The sequence below is a fragment of the Pseudoalteromonas sp. 10-33 genome (assembly GCF_001469195.1).
Classification (GTDB): Bacteria; Pseudomonadota; Gammaproteobacteria; order Enterobacterales; family Alteromonadaceae; genus Pseudoalteromonas.
Genome location: NZ_LOFI01000024.1, coordinates 159,488 through 175,827, shown reverse-complemented (window position 1 = coordinate 175,827; position 16,340 = coordinate 159,488). Strand labels below are relative to the sequence as shown.

Below are 16,340 nucleotides of genomic sequence, written 5' to 3'. Positions count from 1 at the left end.
ACCAGATAGGATAAAACGCAGGCAGCGACGATAAGTAACAGGTATAAACAATAAAACGACCATTTGGTCGTTTTATTTAGATTAAACTTGGCAATTAAAATGAGTTTAAAGCCAGATTTTTTGTAACTCAGGCCATTGTTTTTCAAACTGAACACTGGGCTTCGTTTTAAAGTCACTACGAACAAATTGGTTCATTTTTCCTTCAACGTAAGCAAGTAAAAAGTTAGCTAGTGTAAGTTCATCACTTTGAAAGTTTTTACCTTCACGAAGTTTTCGTTCTCTGAGGACTTGCTTAAGTTGAGTTTCTAATTTTTCAAAAAAGCTTTGTACGCGTTCACGTAAGCGCTCTTGCTCACCTTGCAGTGCATCACCTGTTAGAATACGAGTAATACCTGGGTTTTTTTCGGCGAACGTTAAAAGCAAGAGTAGAATATTATAAATGCGGGTTTGGCTTTCTTTTTCGTTTTCTAAAATGAGGTTGATGCGCGATAAAAGAGTATCTTCAATAAACTCAATCAAGCCTTCAAACATGCGCGCTTTGCTAGGGAAGTGACGGTAAAGTGCCGCTTCAGATACGCCTACCTCTGCAGCTAATTTTGCTGTGGTGATACGCTGGCCCGGGCTTGTTTCTAACATTTGTGCGAGTGCTTGTAGTATTTGCTCTTTGCGATTACTTCTTTTTGTCGCAGGCATGAACATTCCTTTTTTATTAGTTATTTTTAGCTAGCGCTAATCATTTTTTGTTCAAATGAAAGACGTATGTTAATGTTTTATTCAGTTTGTTTCCAGCCTTTTTATAGATGTTTAGCCAGCTGTTCGATCACTTTTAGGGCAATTTCCGTTTTGCTGTTTACAGCCAATTCTAACTGTTCATTTTGCCAATATAGGGTAAGCGCGTTTTGGTCAGAATTAAAGCCCAAGCCACTTAGCGATACGTCGTTTGCACAAATCATATCGAGGTTTTTATTGACTAGCTTACCTTTTGCATAGCTTTCTACGTTTTGCGTTTCGGCGGCAAATCCAACAGTGTATGGGCGGTTATGTTTAATATTAGCAACAGCGGCAATAACATCAGGGTTTTTTACCAAGGTGAGTGTTAGTTCGTCGCCTTGTTTTTTCATTTTTTGAGTCGCTACTTCTGCGGCTCTGTAATCTGCAACTGCTGCACAGCCTATAAACGCATCTGACTGTGGTGCATAGATTAGTGCTTCATTTAATAATTGCTCTGCACTTTCTATATTTATAAGGTTTACGCCAGTAGGGGCTTTAATAGTTACAGGGCCTGAAATTAAATTAACGTTAGCACCGAGTAGTAACGCCGCTTCTGCAAGTGCGTAACCCATTTTTCCAGAACTATGGTTTGATATAAACCTAACAGGGTCAAGCGGCTCACGGGTTGGGCCTGCCGTTATAGTAATTGTTTTACCGGTTAAAATTTGAGGAGGTTGCTTTTCAACACACAGCGCTACTAGTTCATGTGGTTCAAGCATACGTCCTGCACCTACATCTCCACAGGCTTGCTCTCCTTTACCTGGGCCCCAAATGAGTACGTTACGTGCTTTTAAGGTGGTTAGGTTTGCTTGCGTTGCTGCATGTGCATACATTTGCTGGTTCATGGCTGGGGCTACGGCAACTTTTGCTGGGGTCGCAAGTAGTAGGGTAGTCAGTAAATCGTCTGCAATACCAGATGCCATTTTAGCAATAATATTACACGTTGCAGGAGCAACTAAAATAAGGTCAGCCCATTTGGCAAACTCAATGTGTCCCATTGCAGCTTCGGCCGCAGGGTCGAGCAATGAATCCGATACTATTTCGCCGCTTACGGCTTGCATTGTGAGTGGTGTAATAAAATGCTTAGCCGATTCGGTCATAACAACCTTTACTTCACAACCATGGTCTTTTAATCGTCTTACAAGCTCAGCGCATTTATAAGCTGCAATTCCACCGCTAATACCCAATACAATTTTTTTGTTTGTTAACGTCATCATGGTTGTCTATCAATCTTATTAAATATTGCGCTTAAAATAACAAATCTTTTACGGTTCAGCTAAGTTTTTAATTTAAAATTGCAGGCTAAATTTTAATTTTGCATTACATTTATAAGACAGCTTGTTACTCAAGGATAAAAAATGCAATTGACCTCTCTGCCTAATTCTTTGCGCCCGCGTGAAAAGCTCATTGAAAAAGGCGCTAAAGCGCTAAGTGATGCAGAACTTCTCGCCATATTTTTACGTACTGGGCTCCCGGGAATGAATGTGATTGAGTTAGCTCAACACTTACTGAACGAAAATAAAACCTTACATAACTTGTTTAATGCCAGTATGGATGAGTTTTGTTCACAAAAAGGGTTGGGAACGGCAAAGTACGTTCAATTACAAGCGGTGCTTGAATTAAGCCAGCGTTATATGCAGGAGCGCTGCCAACGCGACGCCGTGTTTAACTCCCCCAACTCAGTATATGATTATTTGACGATTCAAATGCGTGGGCTACAGCAGGAGGTGTTTATGGTGCTTTATCTTGATAGCCAAAACCGCTTAGTAAAAGATGAAATTCTTTTTTACGGCACCATTAATGCTGCTAGTGTGTACCCTCGTGAGGTGGTTAAAGCTGCACTGAAAAATAATGCCGCGGCCGTTATTTTTGCCCATAATCACCCAAGTGGGATTGCAGAGCCTAGCCAAGCCGATAAACTTATTACTAATAAATTACAGCAAGCACTGCAATTAGTAGACATAAACGTACTTGACCATATCATTGTGGGAGGTGAAACATGCGTTTCGTTTGCCGAGCGAGGCCTAATTTAACTCTCTTTAATATAGAAATGTGCTAAAAATGAGCGGTTTAATGCATTTTAGCAAATTAGTTTAATTTAAATGCAGTTTTTACTTTCCCTAAGGGCATTCGATCTTTATAATTGGCCGCTATCAAATTTACATATGAGCTGGTTGGATAGATCAGTATTTGATCTTTGCCTGTAAAAGCTGTATAAAGAGCGCCCTTCGATTTATCTAGGGCAGAAATACACGGCCTTAGATTAAATTAAGCTCGAGCGAAGTTATTGGAGATATATAGACATGTCTAAAGTATGTCAAGTTACAGGTAAGCGTCCAGCGGTTGGTAATCACCGTTCACACGCGAGAAACGCGACTAGACGTCGTTTCCTACCTAACCTACAAACACACCGTTTTTGGGTTGAAAGTGAAAAACGTTTTGTAACATTACGCACTACTACTAAAGGTATGCGTATTATTGATAAAAAAGGCATCGACACGGTTCTTACTGAAATCCGTGCTCGCGGCGTTAAAGTTTAAGGATCTGAATCATGCGCGATAAAATCCGTTTAGTTTCAACTGCCGGTACTGGTTTTTTCTACACTACTGACAAAAACAAACGTAACATGCCTGAGAAGATGGAAATCAAAAAGTTTGATCCAAAGATTCGTAAACATGTTGTTTTTAAAGAAGCTAAAATTAAATAATCTTAGTTCTTTTAGAATATAAAAACCCAGCTTAGGCTGGGTTTTTTGTTTTCTGGTGGTGAGTTAGCAATATATTTGAACTAGTACTTATATCAAACCAGCCACAGTACCAATCAATTTAAAAAGTTAAACCTGACGCTAATACCAATCAGCAATAATACTTAATCATTTTGCGGGGCTAAACGTGTAGCTACCTGCGTTAACCCCCCCTCATTTAGAATAACTAAATAGCAATTTTTTTACCTAGCTATCAACACGCTTTTCCATCCTCAAAATAGACCACCTAATTAAGCGAGTAAGCATTAAACCCAAATAAGCTGAAACCTTCTTACTCATAAAAAAGGCCAAACAGTCAGTTTGGCCTTTACTATCCCAAAGATTATGAATTTACTATTATGGTTGGTATTGTCCGCTAATAGTTAAACCAGAAAAGGTTCTGTAAGCATTTACACTTAAATGCCATGTACCGGCTTGCGGGTTATTGAAGGTACATGTTTCAGCATTACCGTTTTTATATGGACGACAATCGTAGCTAGACGATGTTGGTTGACTACCAAACTTCACAAATAAATCAGCATCACCCGTGCCACCAGAGCTAGTTACAGTAAATGTAGACATGCCTGCAGGTACATCTAGCGTGTAGTGTTTCCACTGACTAGCACTTGCACTTACATCACTCACAGTACCGCCACCTGCTTCAGGTGTGCCTGAACCGCCACCAGAAGATGCACCTGTAATATTACCGACTAAACTAACACCTGAATAAGCAGAGTAACCACGAAGCATTACATGGTATGTGCCTGCTGTTGGATTATCGATAGAACACTCTTCGCTGTTGCCGCCTTTGTAAGGACGACAGTCGTAGCTTGATGTCGTTGGTTGGCTTCCAGCACGAACGTATAGATCGGCATCACCTGTGCCACCGCTCATTGTAAACGTAACATTCGTTGCTCCGCTTGGTACGGTCATTGTGTAAAAGTCTTGTGCGTTAGCACCACCGCTTAAGCCTGTTTTAGCTTCGCCATCAACAAGTTCACTATCACCTGTTGTAGGTGGTGTTGTGCCGCCACTTGCTGCGGCAACAGCAGCTGCTGCATCAACAATACCTGTACCACAGTTGTTACATGTTGCAGGGAATGAGCGTGTAGACGATTTTAAAATACTCTCTATTTCATCAGGCGTAGCATTTGGCTTTGCTTGCTTGATAAGTGCAGCTACACCCGCTACGTGCGGAGCCGCCATAGATGTACCTTGAGAGAATGAGTAGCTGTCAGTCGATGGAGAAGACGATCCTGAGTTATACGTAGACAGAACACCTTCAGAGTCGTTAGCGAAGCTTTGCGCGCCACCTGGTGCTGCAACATCAATATTGCTACCGTAGTTTGAGTAATAAGCACGGCCACCATTTCGGCCAACAGACGCCACATTAACTACACCACTACAGTTACCTGGGTTGTAGTTAGCTGAATTATCGTTGTCGTTACCTGCTGCAATAACAACAACAGCGCCATTGCTGCGAGCTGTATTGATTGCATTTTGTGTTGTAGAACTACAAGAGCCGCTGCCACCTAAGCTCATGTTAATAACATCAGCTGGATTAGGGTTTCCAGGAATGCCCGATACGTTACCGCCAGATGCCCAAATAATGCCGTCAGCAATATCAGACGTTAAACCACCACATTTACCAAGTACACGCACTGGAACTACTTTCGCATCATAAGCAACACCGGCTACGCCTTCACCATTATTTGTAACGGCCGCAACAGTACCTGCAACGTGAGTACCATGCCAGCTAGAACCTTGCGCACCATTATTACCACATTCACCGGCTGCGACTGCATCGCCCGGATCACGTGCATCGCTATCACGTCCGCCGCCATCATTAGCAACTGACAGGTTAGAAATCATATCGTAACCCGGCAAAATATTAGCGTTTAAATCGGCATGAGGGCGGTAACCTGTATCAAGAACAGCCACTACTACACCACTACCTGTTGCGGTGTCCCAAGCCGTTGGTAAGTTTAGACCGCCAGCTTGCTCATAGTAGTGCCACTGGTCGCCATAGCGCGGATCGTTTGGTGTCGCAAAAGGTTTTAACATTTGGTCAACTTCAATGTACTCAACGTTGCCTGAATCAACCATTTCTTGCATAAACTCTTGCGCTTCTGCTGCGCTAAGCTTTTTATCAGCTCGCATAACGTGGTGGTTATTGAGTGCCATTGCGCGAATGTACTTTGCTTTTACCTTTCCTTTTTTAGAAGCAAAGTTTTTAACAAAGTTTTTTGCACGCGCTTTCATGTTTACAGGGCTTTCATCTGCAGTTGAATAACTCAGTGCGTCAAAATTGTTATTTTTATATTTAATGATGAATTGCGTTTCAAAGCCACTTTGATTTTGAAGTTTAGCCGTTGTATCTGCCACTGAAGGGCCAATTGCTTGTGCTGGATTAGCCATGCTTGATGCGGTGGCAAAAAGCGTACTAATGGTAAGTGCTAATGCGCACTTATTAAATGTCTTACTTGTTGTCATAATTTTCCCTAGATTTTTTTATTAGTTATATCGTGATGGATTGTCACAATGCAGGTACAAAGGTAAAATATGTGTTAACAAAGTTAAAATACTAAATCATTATGTCCCTATTTCATTTAGTTATAACGAGGCTTTTAAAGGGGTTTGTCATTGTTTTGTATTTGTCATACAAAACAAAAATGAGATAAAGGTACTGCTTTTTGGTTTGTGTTTTTAATACTTCTAAAAAGTAGAAAGTATATTTATTGTGTTATTTGTAATAATTAATTCTGTGCATTGCTGGCGATTAAATTTTGCTATAATCGAGCAAATTGTTAAGTGAGATAAATAGATGACCCAGGTAGATGTAATTGTAATTGGCGCGGGAGCGGCTGGATTAATGTGTGCAGCACAAGCTGGATACCGAGGCCGACGTGTTACAGTACTTGATATGGGTAAAAAGCCGGGTCGTAAAATTTTAATTAGTGGTGGCGGGCGTTGTAATTTTACAAATGAGAATGCAGCACCGGAAAATTACTTATGCAGCAATCCACATTTTGTTAAATCATGTTTGAGCCGTTATACGCAACATGACTTTATTGAGCTGGTGGACCGCCACGGTTTGGCATACCATCATAAAACGTTAGGCCAGCTGTTTTGCGATAATAGCGCCCAAGATATTGTTAATATACTTCTTACCGAATGCGAGTGGGCGGGTGTAAACATGGCCTTGCGTAGTGAAGTGATTAATGTTCAAAAAACAGAGTCTGGTTATAGCGTTACCACAGAGCAAGAGACCTTACATTGCGAGTCGTTAGTGGTTGCGTCGGGTGGGCTTACTATGCCCAAGCTTGGGGCTTCACCCATAGGCTACAAAATTGCTGAGCAGTTTGGTTTAAACGTACTACCTACTATGGCCGCGCTTGTACCATTTACCCTTCATCAGCACGACAAAGAGCGCTTTGAAGGGTTATCAGGCGTTAGCATACCGTGCGAAGTAACAAGTGAAGACGGCACCACATTTAAAGAAAATATATTATTTACGCACCGTGGTTTATCTGGCCCCGCTATATTACAAATAAGTTCATTTTGGCGTGCAGGGCAGGCTGTTACTATTAATCTACTTCCAGAGCTAGATTTAAAGCAGCAGCTTGCAGACTGGAGAGAAACGCAACCTCAAAAATCACTAAAAAATAGCCTAACGATAATATTGCCAAAACGGTTCATTGAAATATTACATGAAAGCAATGCTATTCCTGATTGTAATATAAATCAGCTTACCCATACTCAAATTGATGAGCTGGTCAATTATATTCACTCGTGGAAAATAAAACCGAATGGGACAGAGGGTTATCGTACGGCTGAGGTAACTTTGGGCGGCGTTGATACCGACGAGCTTAGCTCTAAAACGTTTGAAGCCAAAAAATCACAAGGCTTGTACTTTATAGGGGAAGTAACCGATGTAACCGGTTGGCTTGGAGGGTATAACTTTCAGTACGCTTGGAGCTGTGGATTTGCAGCCGGGCAATACGCGTAGTTATTTTATCCATTGTTAAATAGAGCACACTCATATTACACTTAAAGCTTATGTGGCTAATATGAGTGTTCTAATGCTGAAGCATGTTTTAATTGTTTTTTTGCTTTTATATGTAAGCATGGGTGCAAAAGCCTCTGAAAACTTAAGTGATCATGAAGTGTTTTGTATGAAAACAGATCAAGACTGCTTAACCTACATTAAATCTCGCCTTTTAAATACACAAAAGAACTCCTCTAATTGGTATAAATTGAAAACGTACGAGTTTGACTATTATTTTGATTATCAAAAATTCGATAATCTTCATAGCGCATTAAGCCCCTTTGTTGACCAAGAAGAATTACCCGGCGCATTTAAAATACAAGTTTATTTTTATTATGCTAAATCGCTTAATTACTTAGGTGATAAGCAACAAGCGAAAGCCTATGCGGCAAAAGCATTTGCTCAACTTGATGAAATTTATAATGTATTTGGTGATCCTTTAAGGCTTGTAGAGCTAGCTAATTTACAGCACATATTTGGTGATAAAAAAAAGGCTCTTCGTGTATTGCTCGATGCTGAGCAGCGCTATGCAAAAAGTAATGATGTTATTTTTCACTTTGAGTTACACATTAATAAAGGGCATATTTTTTATAACTGGCAACAGTACCCTCAAGCGATAGAAAGTAACTTAAAAGCCTATAACGCTATAAAAAATACAGAGCATGATGCAAAAACGGCAATAGCATTAGGTAATTTAGCGTTTTCTTATTTTAAGCATAATGATTTTAATAACGCTGTAAAATATTTCAAAACTGCGTTCGATTACATCGAACCGGATAGCATTTACCACGCAACCTACAGTTTACGTTTAGCGCAATCATATTGGGAGTTGGGTAATAAAACGCAAGCAACTTTGTGGTTAAATAACATAGATATAGATAATGTCGAACTTTCAAAAAGCCATGCAAAAGTTTATGATGAGCTAAAAAGTAAAATCTAATATTTATTTGCTCGATTAAGTGTTCGATTTTGGTAATTAAATCTCATCGATAGCAAGGCAAAAATTTAGTAAAATAATTGTCCTAAATTAGGTGTTTTAAATATTATTTGAGTTATATTTTTCCTCGACTTGATTAAGGCTTACTGCGGTATTGTAGTTTGTGCTTTAAGTTTAAAAACAAAAAAGCCGATAATGCATATGCACTATCGGCTTTTTAGTGTTATTTATTAAAGTTATTAGGCTTTAGCAAACGCATCTTGTAGTGGTGGTACTACTTGCTTTTTACGGCTTAATACACCATCTAACCATACTTTATCATTTTCTGGTTTTACGCCGTAAGCCTGCTCAACTAGGTTTGCATCGTCAGATACAATTAGCATCTCTGAGCCTTCTTTCATGATATCGGTAAGCAGTAAAAATACAGAGTGACGATTACCTTCAGTTTTAAGTTTTGCAATATCAGCTTCAAGGTCAGCTTTAATATCGTCAAACACAGCAAGGTCGATTACTTCTAGTTGGCCAATACCTACTAGGTTACCGTTCATGTTGAAATCTTTAAAGTCACGCATAACTAAGTCACGTGCAGGTGTATCTTCTACTGCAGACTTAACGCGGAACATATCCATGCCTAGTTCTTTAAAGTCTTCAACACCCGCAATTTCAGCAAGTGCTTCAACACATTTAATATCGGCAGTGGTACATGTAGGTGATTTAAATATTACGGTGTCGCTTAAAATTGCACACATCATAATACCTGCGATGTCTTTAGGGATTTCTATGCTGTAAAAATCGTACATCATTTTAATAATGGTGTTTGAACACCCTACAGGGCGAATCCAACATTCAAGCGGAGTAGATGATGTTAAGTCACCTAATTTATGGTGATCTACCACGCCAACAACACGGGCTTGGTCGATATCATCAGGGGCTTGTGTTTTTTCTGTGTGATCAACAATATACACATCTTCGCCCGCGTAGCTTAATTTAAGCTCTGGGGCTTCGAAGCCAAATTTATCAAGGATAAATTGAGTTTCTGGTGAAACATCACCAAGACGAGTTGGTATCGCTGGCTCATCAATTTGGTTTTTTAAATAAGCCAGTGCAATTGCACCACAAATAGAATCTGAATCTGGGATTTTATGGCCCACTACATACATAGACATTGACGGAACTCCTTTAAATTTGCCGATATTCTAACAAAGTCTGCGCTCTTTAACATATAGACAGTGCAATTAAGTTTTAGTTACACTTTAAAATATTGAATTTACTAGGTGTATAACTATGCGACTGGGCCGAAAAGGGTGGAACAACGTTATTATCTTCTCGATGTTGATTATGATTTTCTTTTTAAATGGCTGGCATAAGCAGTTTTTAAGTGCTGAAAAAGAGCCGACATTGCAAGCTGTATTACCTGCACAAAGCTTTGTTTTAACACTCAGTTTTGTTGATCAAAAAATTGAGCGTATTGGTACTAGTTGGCGTACAACTGCGATAAAGAAAGACGCACCTGTTTTTTGGTCTGCATCTGAACTTCAATTACAAGAGCTTGTTAACCTTTGGCAGGGTATTCAGCTTTTGGTGGTTAATGAACCGGTGGTGTTTAACCCAAATGCGCCTTTGTTTGTTGCCACATTTGAACTAGCTGGAGAAAGTTTGCCTTGGGTATATTTACTTTACAAAGGAAATAAGCAGTATTACTTGCTAGAAAAAAGTACTCAGCGTGTATTTGCACTTGATATAAATGCGGCAAAGCAGCTGTTTCCTAGTTATGATTTTTCACTAAGTGAGCCTAATTAATGCCTGAATTACCAGAGGTAGAAGTGAGCCGTATGGGGATCACTCCCCATATAAAAAACCAAGTTGTCACTAAGGTTAATATTTATAATGCCAGTATGCGCTGGCCTGTACCTGATGATGTTTACCAGCTAGAAGGGTTAACGGTTACTAGTATTGAGCGCCGTGCAAAATATTTATTACTGCATTGTGAGCTTGGTAGCACTATTTTACATTTAGGTATGTCGGGCAACTTACGGGTTGTAGATAAAAGCGAGCCTTTAAAAAAGCACGACCATGTAGAGTTTGTATTTGGAAATAATAAGGCGCTGCGCTTAAACGATCCACGCCGTTTTGGTTGCTGCTTATGGCAAGAGCCTGGCGAAGTACATAAGTTGCTTTCAAAGCTTGGGCCTGAGCCTCTTACTGATGATTTTTTTGCAAAGCGGGTGTACGAGCAGTCACGCAATAAAAAAGTACCTGTTAAACAGTTTATTATGGATAACGCTGTGGTTGTTGGTGTAGGAAATATTTACGCTAACGAGTCATTGTTTAAAGCAGGGATACATCCAAAACGCGAAGCTGGGAAGGTTTCTCTTAAACGCTATCAAGCGCTTATTCCGATAATAAAAGACACGTTAGCGGCCGCTATTACCCAAGGTGGTACAACCCTTAAAGATTTTGCACAAAGTGATGGCAAGCCAGGCTATTTTGCACAAGAGTTATTAGTGTATGGGCGAAAAGGAAAGCCCTGTTTAACGTGTGATAATGAGTTAGAAGAAATAAGGCTGGGGCAGCGTAGTACCGTTTTTTGTTCACATTGCCAAAAGTAACTACCTTTACTTTTTAATGCTACAAAGAAAACCCCGTTAACACAGTGTGCTAACGGGGTTTTTAATATATTAAAGCGTTTTATACTTTAAATTCGTCTACCGATAAACGCAGCTCTTCGGCTAGTTTTGCAACTTCAGAACTTGAGATGTTAGTTTGACTTGCGCCTTCAGCTGTTTGTTCTGCAATAGCAACAATAGACTCTAAACGTTCGCTAATTTCTTCAGCCACTTGTTGTTGTTCAAGTGCTGCTGTTGATATTTCTTCACTCACGTCATGGGCTTGTGATACAGCAAAGGTAATTGAATCAAGCGCTGTACTTGCTAGGTCAGTTTGCTCTACACACGATACCGCACGTTGCTTACCTTTGGTCATTGCTGTTACAGCCGCTTCTGCGCCCGTTTGTAGCGATTCAATCATTGATTGGATCTCTTGGGTCGATTCTTGCGTTTTACTTGCCAGTGAGCGTACTTCGTCTGCTACAACGGCAAAGCCTCGGCCGTATTCACCTGCACGGGCGGCTTCGATTGCGGCGTTAAGCGCGAGTAAGTTAGTTTGATCTGCAATACCACGAATAACATCAAGTATGCTGCCAATCGATGCGCTATCTTGATGAAGCTTATTAATAACTTGTGAAGCGTCATCGACTTCGCGCGCAAGTTGCTCAATAGTTGCTTTGTTATTGTTTGAAATACCTTTAACACGTTCAGCTTCTTTATCTGCGTTTTTAATTTCGCTCAATGCTTGCTGTGCACTATTACTTACTGTTTGCGATGTGCTGCTCATTTCAGTCGTTGCTGTTGCTGCTTGTTGCACTTGTGCCTGCTGATTGCTAATAGCTTGGCTTGATTCGGCAGTAATGGCTGAGGTTTCTTCTGATGCAGCTGCTAATTGAGTAGAACGAGAAATAATCCCTTTAATTAAGCTGCGTAAGCTGTCTATTAGGGTATTACAGCTTTTTGATAGCTCGCCAAATTCGTCTTTAGCGCTGTCATCCAAGCGTTGAGTCATATCACCACTGGCTACAATATCTAAAATTCTGTTTACTTCGGCAAGTGGTTTTGTAATACGGCTTACGGTTATATATGCAATGGCGATGGCAAGTAAAGTTGCGATAACCATACCAACCCATGTCCATAAGTTTGCTGAGTCTACGTCATTACGAACGCCTTTTTGAAGCTCAAAAGCAACATTACTTGCTTGCGAAACTAACTCGTCAATTTGATTAAGTGCTATTTTTGTTGCGGCTTCTGAGTCGGCTAGCTCTTTTTCAGTGAGCGCAATTGAATCAATTAAACGTTTTTTATTCGCGGCTAAACTGTTGTTACCTTTTACGTTACTCTCAAGTGCTTCAACATGCTCTTTGAGGTCATTAAACAAGTCGCTATGGCTTTGCTCAATAGCCGGTTTAATTAGCGCAACAGTGCGTGTTACTTCTTCAAGGTAATAGGTTTGCTCGCTTTTAACGATATCTAATGTGGTTAACGTTTTTACTGTTAACATATCGGTACTGTTGGTAACCACCGACATAAAGTTATTTTCCAAGTTATTTGCAGCTTGGAAAGCACGAGGGTGGTCTTGTTCAAAACCATCTATATCAATTATGTCTAAAACTACTGAGTTAGCATCTTCTGCGCTAAGCTCAATGGCTTCAATTTGTGCAGTGAGTGTTTTATTTAATGCCAGTTGTTTATTTTTATCTTCGAGTAAGTTTTCAACAATACTTAAAAAGTTTTCATAGGTTTTCTCAACACTTTGGCTACTTTTGCTTAGTTCAGGATCGTTTTTAACAACGTTCTGAAGCTGTGCATGGAGCTCGTTGAATGATTTTTTTTGTTCGAATACTCTTTTTTTAATGGGTTCAAGCTCACTTGCCGATGAAGTATAAAAACTTGCTTGTGCTGCCTTACTCATTAATATGAATTCAGCTTGTAGCTCTGAACTTTTATTTAATGCAGGCAGTGATAGCTGATTTACCTGCTGAGTAGAACGATCAATGTTTGCTATTTTAATTAACGAATTGCCGCCAATAATTAAAAGTAATAGCGTGATAAATATAAAACCACCCCAAATACGTTGGCTCACTGTTAGATTCATATGGATTTCCACTCAAAGATACTTTAATTAAAACTTATCGGCTTTTATTCGGATAAGTTAAGTAATTAAAATCAATTACTTTAATTAATTTTAACTATTAGTTTATAAATCTAACAGATGTATTGGAATTTTTCAGGTTATTTAGGTAAAAAGAGTCATTTTTCTATAAATAGATTTTTTGTTTTAAGTTCCATTAACGTCATCCCGTTACCCCATACACAGCCTGTGTCTAAAGCATGAACATGGTTAACCCCTGTTTTACCCTCAAGTGATGCCCAGTGACCAAAAACAAGCTCATTCTTAAGTATGGCAATGTTAGGGTGCATAAACCAAGGTGTTAACGAATTACTATCTGCTATTGCGCCTTTTGCATTAAGGTCAAGCATATTATTGCAGGTTAAAAAACGCATTCGGGTAAAGTAGTTAACTATATATCTAAACTTTTCATAGTCATTAAGTGTTGTTGACCACGTTTTAGGATGAGGAGAGTACATATGTTCAAAAAAGTTTTTTGCATTCTTTGATTGATAGCAATTTTGAGCAAATTTTGCGTGTTGCAATGCGTCTTCAATTGACCAATCAGGGTTTAAGCCTGCATGGGAGATAAAGCAATTATGTGCTTTTAAATATAAAGCGAGTGGTTGGGTTTGTAAAAAAGAGATATAACGCTTAAGTAAGCTGCTTTTAAAAATAGGGGCTAATTTATCTTTTGGGTTAGTGGGCTTATTTAAAAAATAGCAAGCAATCATGTGCAAGTCATGATTACCCAGTGTGATGGTCATGCTGTCTTGATGTTGATAGATGAAATCAAGGCAGGCAAGTGAGTCAGGACCACGGGCAACAATGTCACCTACTAAATATAGGTGATCTTTACTTGGGTTAAAATCTACCCGCTGTAACAAGGTGCTAAATTCTTTAAAGCACCCTTGTAAATCACCTATTGCATAGTCGGCCATGTAGTGCTTCTATTAATGCAAAATATTAGGGCAAGCTAAACGAAATACATTAATAGGTGCTTCAAACTCAGCTCCAAATTCGTTGCGTAGCGTATAGTGGCCTTGCATTGTTCCGACAGGTGTGTCAAGAATTGCACCACTGGTGTATTTGTAACTTTCACCTGGGCCAATTGTTGGGGTTTCGCCAACAACGCCTTCGCCTTCAACTTCAACTTCTTTGCCGTTTGCGTCTGTAATTAACCAATAACGGTGTAATAGCTTAGCACTGCATAAGCTATGATTTTTTATTGTTACAGAGTAAGCAAATACGTACTTTTCGATTTCAGGCTGCGATTGACCTTCAACATAAAATGTTTCTACAGACACCTTTACAGGTGACCCAATATTACTGCTCTTTGTCATAAATCCAGTTAGCTATATCGATAAATTGTTGTAGAGACAAGCTTTCAGCACGTAATGTAGCATCAATACCTATGCTTGCCATTTCATCGGCTGTTAGTAAGTTGCCAAGACTGTTTCGTAATGTTTTACGACGTTGATTAAACGCTTCTAAACAGACTGTGTTGAGTATTTTTACGCTTTTGGCTGTACGTTGCTCTGGCTTTTTAGGAATTAAGCGAATAACTGCAGAGTCAACCTTAGGGGCTGGCTTAAAGCACTCTGGTGGCACTTCAATTACAGGCATTGCATTACAATAGTACTGAGTCATTACACTCAAACGACCAAATGTTTTACTACCAGGGCCTGCAACCATGCGTTTTACAACTTCTTTTTGAAGCATAAAGTGCATGTGCTCAATGTTATCGGCAAACTCAAAAAGATGAAATAACAATGGCGTGGAGATGTTGTAAGGTAAGTTACCAAACACTTTTAACTTTTTGTCGTCTTTAACTAAGCTTGCAAAGTCGTATTTCATTGCATCGCCTTGGTTTACCGTTAATTTTGGCCCTAAAAATGGGTGTTCAATTAAGCGTTTTGCAAGGTCTTTATCTAGCTCTACAACTGTTAGGTGTCCGCTAAGTTCAGCCACAGGTTCGGTGATTGCACCTAGGCCTGGGCCTATTTCTACTAAATTATCTTCTGGTTTAGGATCGATTGCTGAAACTATTTTATCGATGATCATTTCATCAAATAGAAAGTTCTGTCCAAAACGTTTTCGGGCGCGGTGTCCTAAGTGTACTTTATCGGTCATTGATTCTGTGCTTTTTCATGGGCGAGCTTAATTGCTTCGCGGATCGCTAATTCAAAACTTCCAACATCGGCGGTACCTGTACCAGCTAAATCTAGCGCTGTACCGTGGTCAACTGAAGTGCGAATAAAAGGTAAACCCAGCGTGATGTTCACCGATTTACCAAATCCTTTGTATTTTAGCACAGGTAAACCCTGATCGTGATACATAGCAAGTACGGCATCGGCTTCAGAAAGGTATTTATCCTGAAATAATGTATCGGCAGGTAGTGGACCAATTAAATTCATCCCTTGGCTTCTTAAAATATCAAGGGTAGGGGCAATTGTGTCTATTTCTTCTCGGCCCAAGTGACCATCTTCACCAGCGTGCGGATTTAACCCACAGACTAATATACGCGGCTTTTCAATGCCAAACTTAGTCCGCAAATCGTGATCTAAAATAGTGGCAACCTTGGTTAGGCGATCTTCGGTGATTGCACGTGATACATAAGCCAGCGGGATATGTGTTGTTACAAGTGCAACACGAAGACCTTCTGTGGCTAATAACATGACAACATCAGCGGTATTTGACTGCTGTGCAAAATACTCAGTATGGCCACTGAACGAAATGCCGGCTTTATTTATAATCCCTTTGTGAACAGGGCCTGTCACTACAGCATCAAACGTGCCATCCATGTTTTTTTCGCTTGCGATACGCAAGGTGTCTAACACGTATTGGCCATTAGCATCGTTAAGTACGCCTAGCTCTACATCATCACCTAAATTGACTTGATAAATATACACGCTGCCTGCGGGTGTAGCTTTAGCGGGGGCGTTTTCATCAAACTCAATTAGGTTTATAGGTAAACCTAAAAGCTTTGCACGTTCTTTTAATAGTTTGGCATCAGCAAGCACAACAAGTTGTGCGTCCCACGCTTGCTGAGCAAGCGTAATAAGCAAATCTGGACCAATACCGGCAGGTTCCCCTGGTGTAATTGCTATTCTTAAGGTCAT

General features: G+C 39.9%; 16 protein-coding genes. 7 read left to right on the top strand and 9 right to left on the bottom strand.

Annotated features, from left to right (window positions below):
• Window positions 1-105 precede the first annotated feature (105 nt).
• The gene (gene slmA, locus ATS76_RS13195; RefSeq protein ID WP_058404494.1) at window positions 106-693 is read right to left on the bottom strand and encodes a nucleoid occlusion factor SlmA; all 588 of its coding nucleotides are present in this window, start codon (window positions 691-693) and stop codon (window positions 106-108) included.
• A 101-nt stretch (window positions 694-794) separates the two neighbouring features.
• Window positions 795-1,988 (bottom strand): bifunctional phosphopantothenoylcysteine decarboxylase/phosphopantothenate--cysteine ligase CoaBC, encoded by a 1,194-nt coding sequence (gene coaBC / locus ATS76_RS13190; protein ID WP_058552499.1) that lies wholly within the window; start codon window positions 1,986-1,988, stop codon window positions 795-797.
• Between the two features lie 141 nt (window positions 1,989-2,129).
• Here coaBC and radC point away from each other — a divergent pair, with 141 nt between their 5' ends.
• From radC to rpmG, 3 genes are all read left to right on the top strand, one after another.
• On the top strand, window positions 2,130-2,804 hold the full coding sequence (gene radC, locus ATS76_RS13185; protein WP_058404492.1) for a RadC family protein: 675 nt from the start codon (window positions 2,130-2,132) through the stop codon (window positions 2,802-2,804).
• 270 nt (window positions 2,805-3,074) lie between these two features.
• A complete protein-coding gene (rpmB, locus tag ATS76_RS13180; RefSeq protein ID WP_004335549.1) occupies window positions 3,075-3,311 on the top strand; it encodes a 50S ribosomal protein L28 in 237 nt (78 codons plus the stop codon).
• Window positions 3,312-3,322: 11 nt separating this feature from the next.
• Window positions 3,323-3,478 carry a 50S ribosomal protein L33 gene (rpmG, locus tag ATS76_RS13175; RefSeq protein WP_058404491.1) on the top strand — a complete coding sequence of 52 codons (156 nt, stop codon included), beginning with the start codon at window positions 3,323-3,325 and terminating at the stop codon, window positions 3,476-3,478.
• 393 nt (window positions 3,479-3,871) lie between these two features.
• On the opposite strand, the gene ATS76_RS13170 is transcribed toward rpmG, so the two are convergent.
• Window positions 3,872-6,007, bottom strand: a complete 2,136-nt coding sequence (locus tag ATS76_RS13170) for a S8 family peptidase (protein WP_058552498.1) — start codon at window positions 6,005-6,007, stop codon at window positions 3,872-3,874.
• A 331-nt stretch (window positions 6,008-6,338) separates the two neighbouring features.
• Here ATS76_RS13170 and ATS76_RS13165 point away from each other — a divergent pair, with 331 nt between their 5' ends.
• Both ATS76_RS13165 and ATS76_RS13160 read left to right on the top strand, forming a co-directional pair.
• On the top strand, window positions 6,339-7,523 hold the full coding sequence (locus ATS76_RS13165; protein ID WP_058552497.1) for an NAD(P)/FAD-dependent oxidoreductase: 1,185 nt from the start codon (window positions 6,339-6,341) through the stop codon (window positions 7,521-7,523).
• 73 nt (window positions 7,524-7,596) lie between these two features.
• Complete coding sequence (locus ATS76_RS13160) at window positions 7,597-8,502, top strand: tetratricopeptide repeat protein (RefSeq protein WP_058552496.1); 906 nt, start codon at window positions 7,597-7,599, stop codon at window positions 8,500-8,502.
• Between the two features lie 236 nt (window positions 8,503-8,738).
• Here ATS76_RS13160 and ATS76_RS13155 read toward each other — a convergent pair whose 3' ends face one another.
• Window positions 8,739-9,665 carry a manganese-dependent inorganic pyrophosphatase gene (locus tag ATS76_RS13155; RefSeq protein WP_058552495.1) on the bottom strand — a complete coding sequence of 309 codons (927 nt, stop codon included), beginning with the start codon at window positions 9,663-9,665 and terminating at the stop codon, window positions 8,739-8,741.
• Window positions 9,666-9,783: 118 nt separating this feature from the next.
• Here ATS76_RS13155 and ATS76_RS13150 point away from each other — a divergent pair, with 118 nt between their 5' ends.
• Together ATS76_RS13150 and mutM are read left to right on the top strand one after the other, a co-directional pair.
• The gene (locus tag ATS76_RS13150; protein ID WP_058552494.1) at window positions 9,784-10,299 is read left to right on the top strand and encodes a hypothetical protein; all 516 of its coding nucleotides are present in this window, start codon (window positions 9,784-9,786) and stop codon (window positions 10,297-10,299) included.
• Window positions 10,299-11,108, top strand: a complete 810-nt coding sequence (mutM, locus tag ATS76_RS13145) for a bifunctional DNA-formamidopyrimidine glycosylase/DNA-(apurinic or apyrimidinic site) lyase (protein WP_058552493.1) — start codon at window positions 10,299-10,301, stop codon at window positions 11,106-11,108. The genes ATS76_RS13150 and mutM overlap by 1 nt, the downstream gene beginning before the upstream one ends.
• A gap of 79 nt (window positions 11,109-11,187) precedes the next feature.
• Here the strand turns inward: mutM and ATS76_RS13140 are convergent, their stop codons facing one another.
• From ATS76_RS13140 to pdxA, 5 genes are all read right to left on the bottom strand, one after another.
• Window positions 11,188-13,203 carry a methyl-accepting chemotaxis protein gene (locus tag ATS76_RS13140; RefSeq protein WP_058552492.1) on the bottom strand — a complete coding sequence of 672 codons (2,016 nt, stop codon included), beginning with the start codon at window positions 13,201-13,203 and terminating at the stop codon, window positions 11,188-11,190.
• Window positions 13,204-13,358: 155 nt separating this feature from the next.
• Window positions 13,359-14,159 carry a symmetrical bis(5'-nucleosyl)-tetraphosphatase gene (locus tag ATS76_RS13135; RefSeq protein WP_058552491.1) on the bottom strand — a complete coding sequence of 267 codons (801 nt, stop codon included), beginning with the start codon at window positions 14,157-14,159 and terminating at the stop codon, window positions 13,359-13,361.
• A 12-nt stretch (window positions 14,160-14,171) separates the two neighbouring features.
• A complete protein-coding gene (apaG, locus tag ATS76_RS13130; protein ID WP_006793227.1) occupies window positions 14,172-14,561 on the bottom strand; it encodes a Co2+/Mg2+ efflux protein ApaG in 390 nt (129 codons plus the stop codon).
• Window positions 14,545-15,351: a 16S rRNA (adenine(1518)-N(6)/adenine(1519)-N(6))-dimethyltransferase RsmA gene (rsmA, locus tag ATS76_RS13125; protein WP_010556602.1), complete on the bottom strand. Its 807-nt coding sequence runs from the start codon at window positions 15,349-15,351 to the stop codon at window positions 14,545-14,547. Before rsmA ends, apaG begins: the two co-directional genes overlap by 17 nt.
• Complete coding sequence (gene pdxA, locus ATS76_RS13120; protein ID WP_058552490.1) at window positions 15,348-16,340, bottom strand: 4-hydroxythreonine-4-phosphate dehydrogenase PdxA; 993 nt, start codon at window positions 16,338-16,340, stop codon at window positions 15,348-15,350. Before pdxA ends, rsmA begins: the two co-directional genes overlap by 4 nt.

Coding starts and splice junctions, on each gene's coding strand:
- pdxA (WP_058552490.1), bottom strand. CDS start 16,340: ATGACCTTAAGAATAGCAATTACACCAGGGGAACCTGCCGGTATTGGT.
- rsmA (WP_010556602.1), bottom strand. CDS start 15,351: ATGACCGATAAAGTACACTTAGGACACCGCGCCCGAAAACGTTTTGGA.
- ATS76_RS13160 (WP_058552496.1), top strand. CDS start 7,597: ATGCTGAAGCATGTTTTAATTGTTTTTTTGCTTTTATATGTAAGCATG.
- rpmB (WP_004335549.1), top strand. CDS start 3,075: ATGTCTAAAGTATGTCAAGTTACAGGTAAGCGTCCAGCGGTTGGTAAT.
- ATS76_RS13140 (WP_058552492.1), bottom strand. CDS start 13,203: ATGAATCTAACAGTGAGCCAACGTATTTGGGGTGGTTTTATATTTATC.
- slmA (WP_058404494.1), bottom strand. CDS start 693: ATGCCTGCGACAAAAAGAAGTAATCGCAAAGAGCAAATACTACAAGCA.
- ATS76_RS13135 (WP_058552491.1), bottom strand. CDS start 14,159: ATGGCCGACTATGCAATAGGTGATTTACAAGGGTGCTTTAAAGAATTT.
- ATS76_RS13170 (WP_058552498.1), bottom strand. CDS start 6,007: ATGACAACAAGTAAGACATTTAATAAGTGCGCATTAGCACTTACCATT.
- mutM (WP_058552493.1), top strand. CDS start 10,299: ATGCCTGAATTACCAGAGGTAGAAGTGAGCCGTATGGGGATCACTCCC.
- ATS76_RS13155 (WP_058552495.1), bottom strand. CDS start 9,665: ATGTCTATGTATGTAGTGGGCCATAAAATCCCAGATTCAGATTCTATT.
- rpmG (WP_058404491.1), top strand. CDS start 3,323: ATGCGCGATAAAATCCGTTTAGTTTCAACTGCCGGTACTGGTTTTTTC.
- ATS76_RS13165 (WP_058552497.1), top strand. CDS start 6,339: ATGACCCAGGTAGATGTAATTGTAATTGGCGCGGGAGCGGCTGGATTA.
- radC (WP_058404492.1), top strand. CDS start 2,130: ATGCAATTGACCTCTCTGCCTAATTCTTTGCGCCCGCGTGAAAAGCTC.
- coaBC (WP_058552499.1), bottom strand. CDS start 1,988: ATGATGACGTTAACAAACAAAAAAATTGTATTGGGTATTAGCGGTGGA.
- ATS76_RS13150 (WP_058552494.1), top strand. CDS start 9,784: ATGCGACTGGGCCGAAAAGGGTGGAACAACGTTATTATCTTCTCGATG.
- apaG (WP_006793227.1), bottom strand. CDS start 14,561: ATGACAAAGAGCAGTAATATTGGGTCACCTGTAAAGGTGTCTGTAGAA.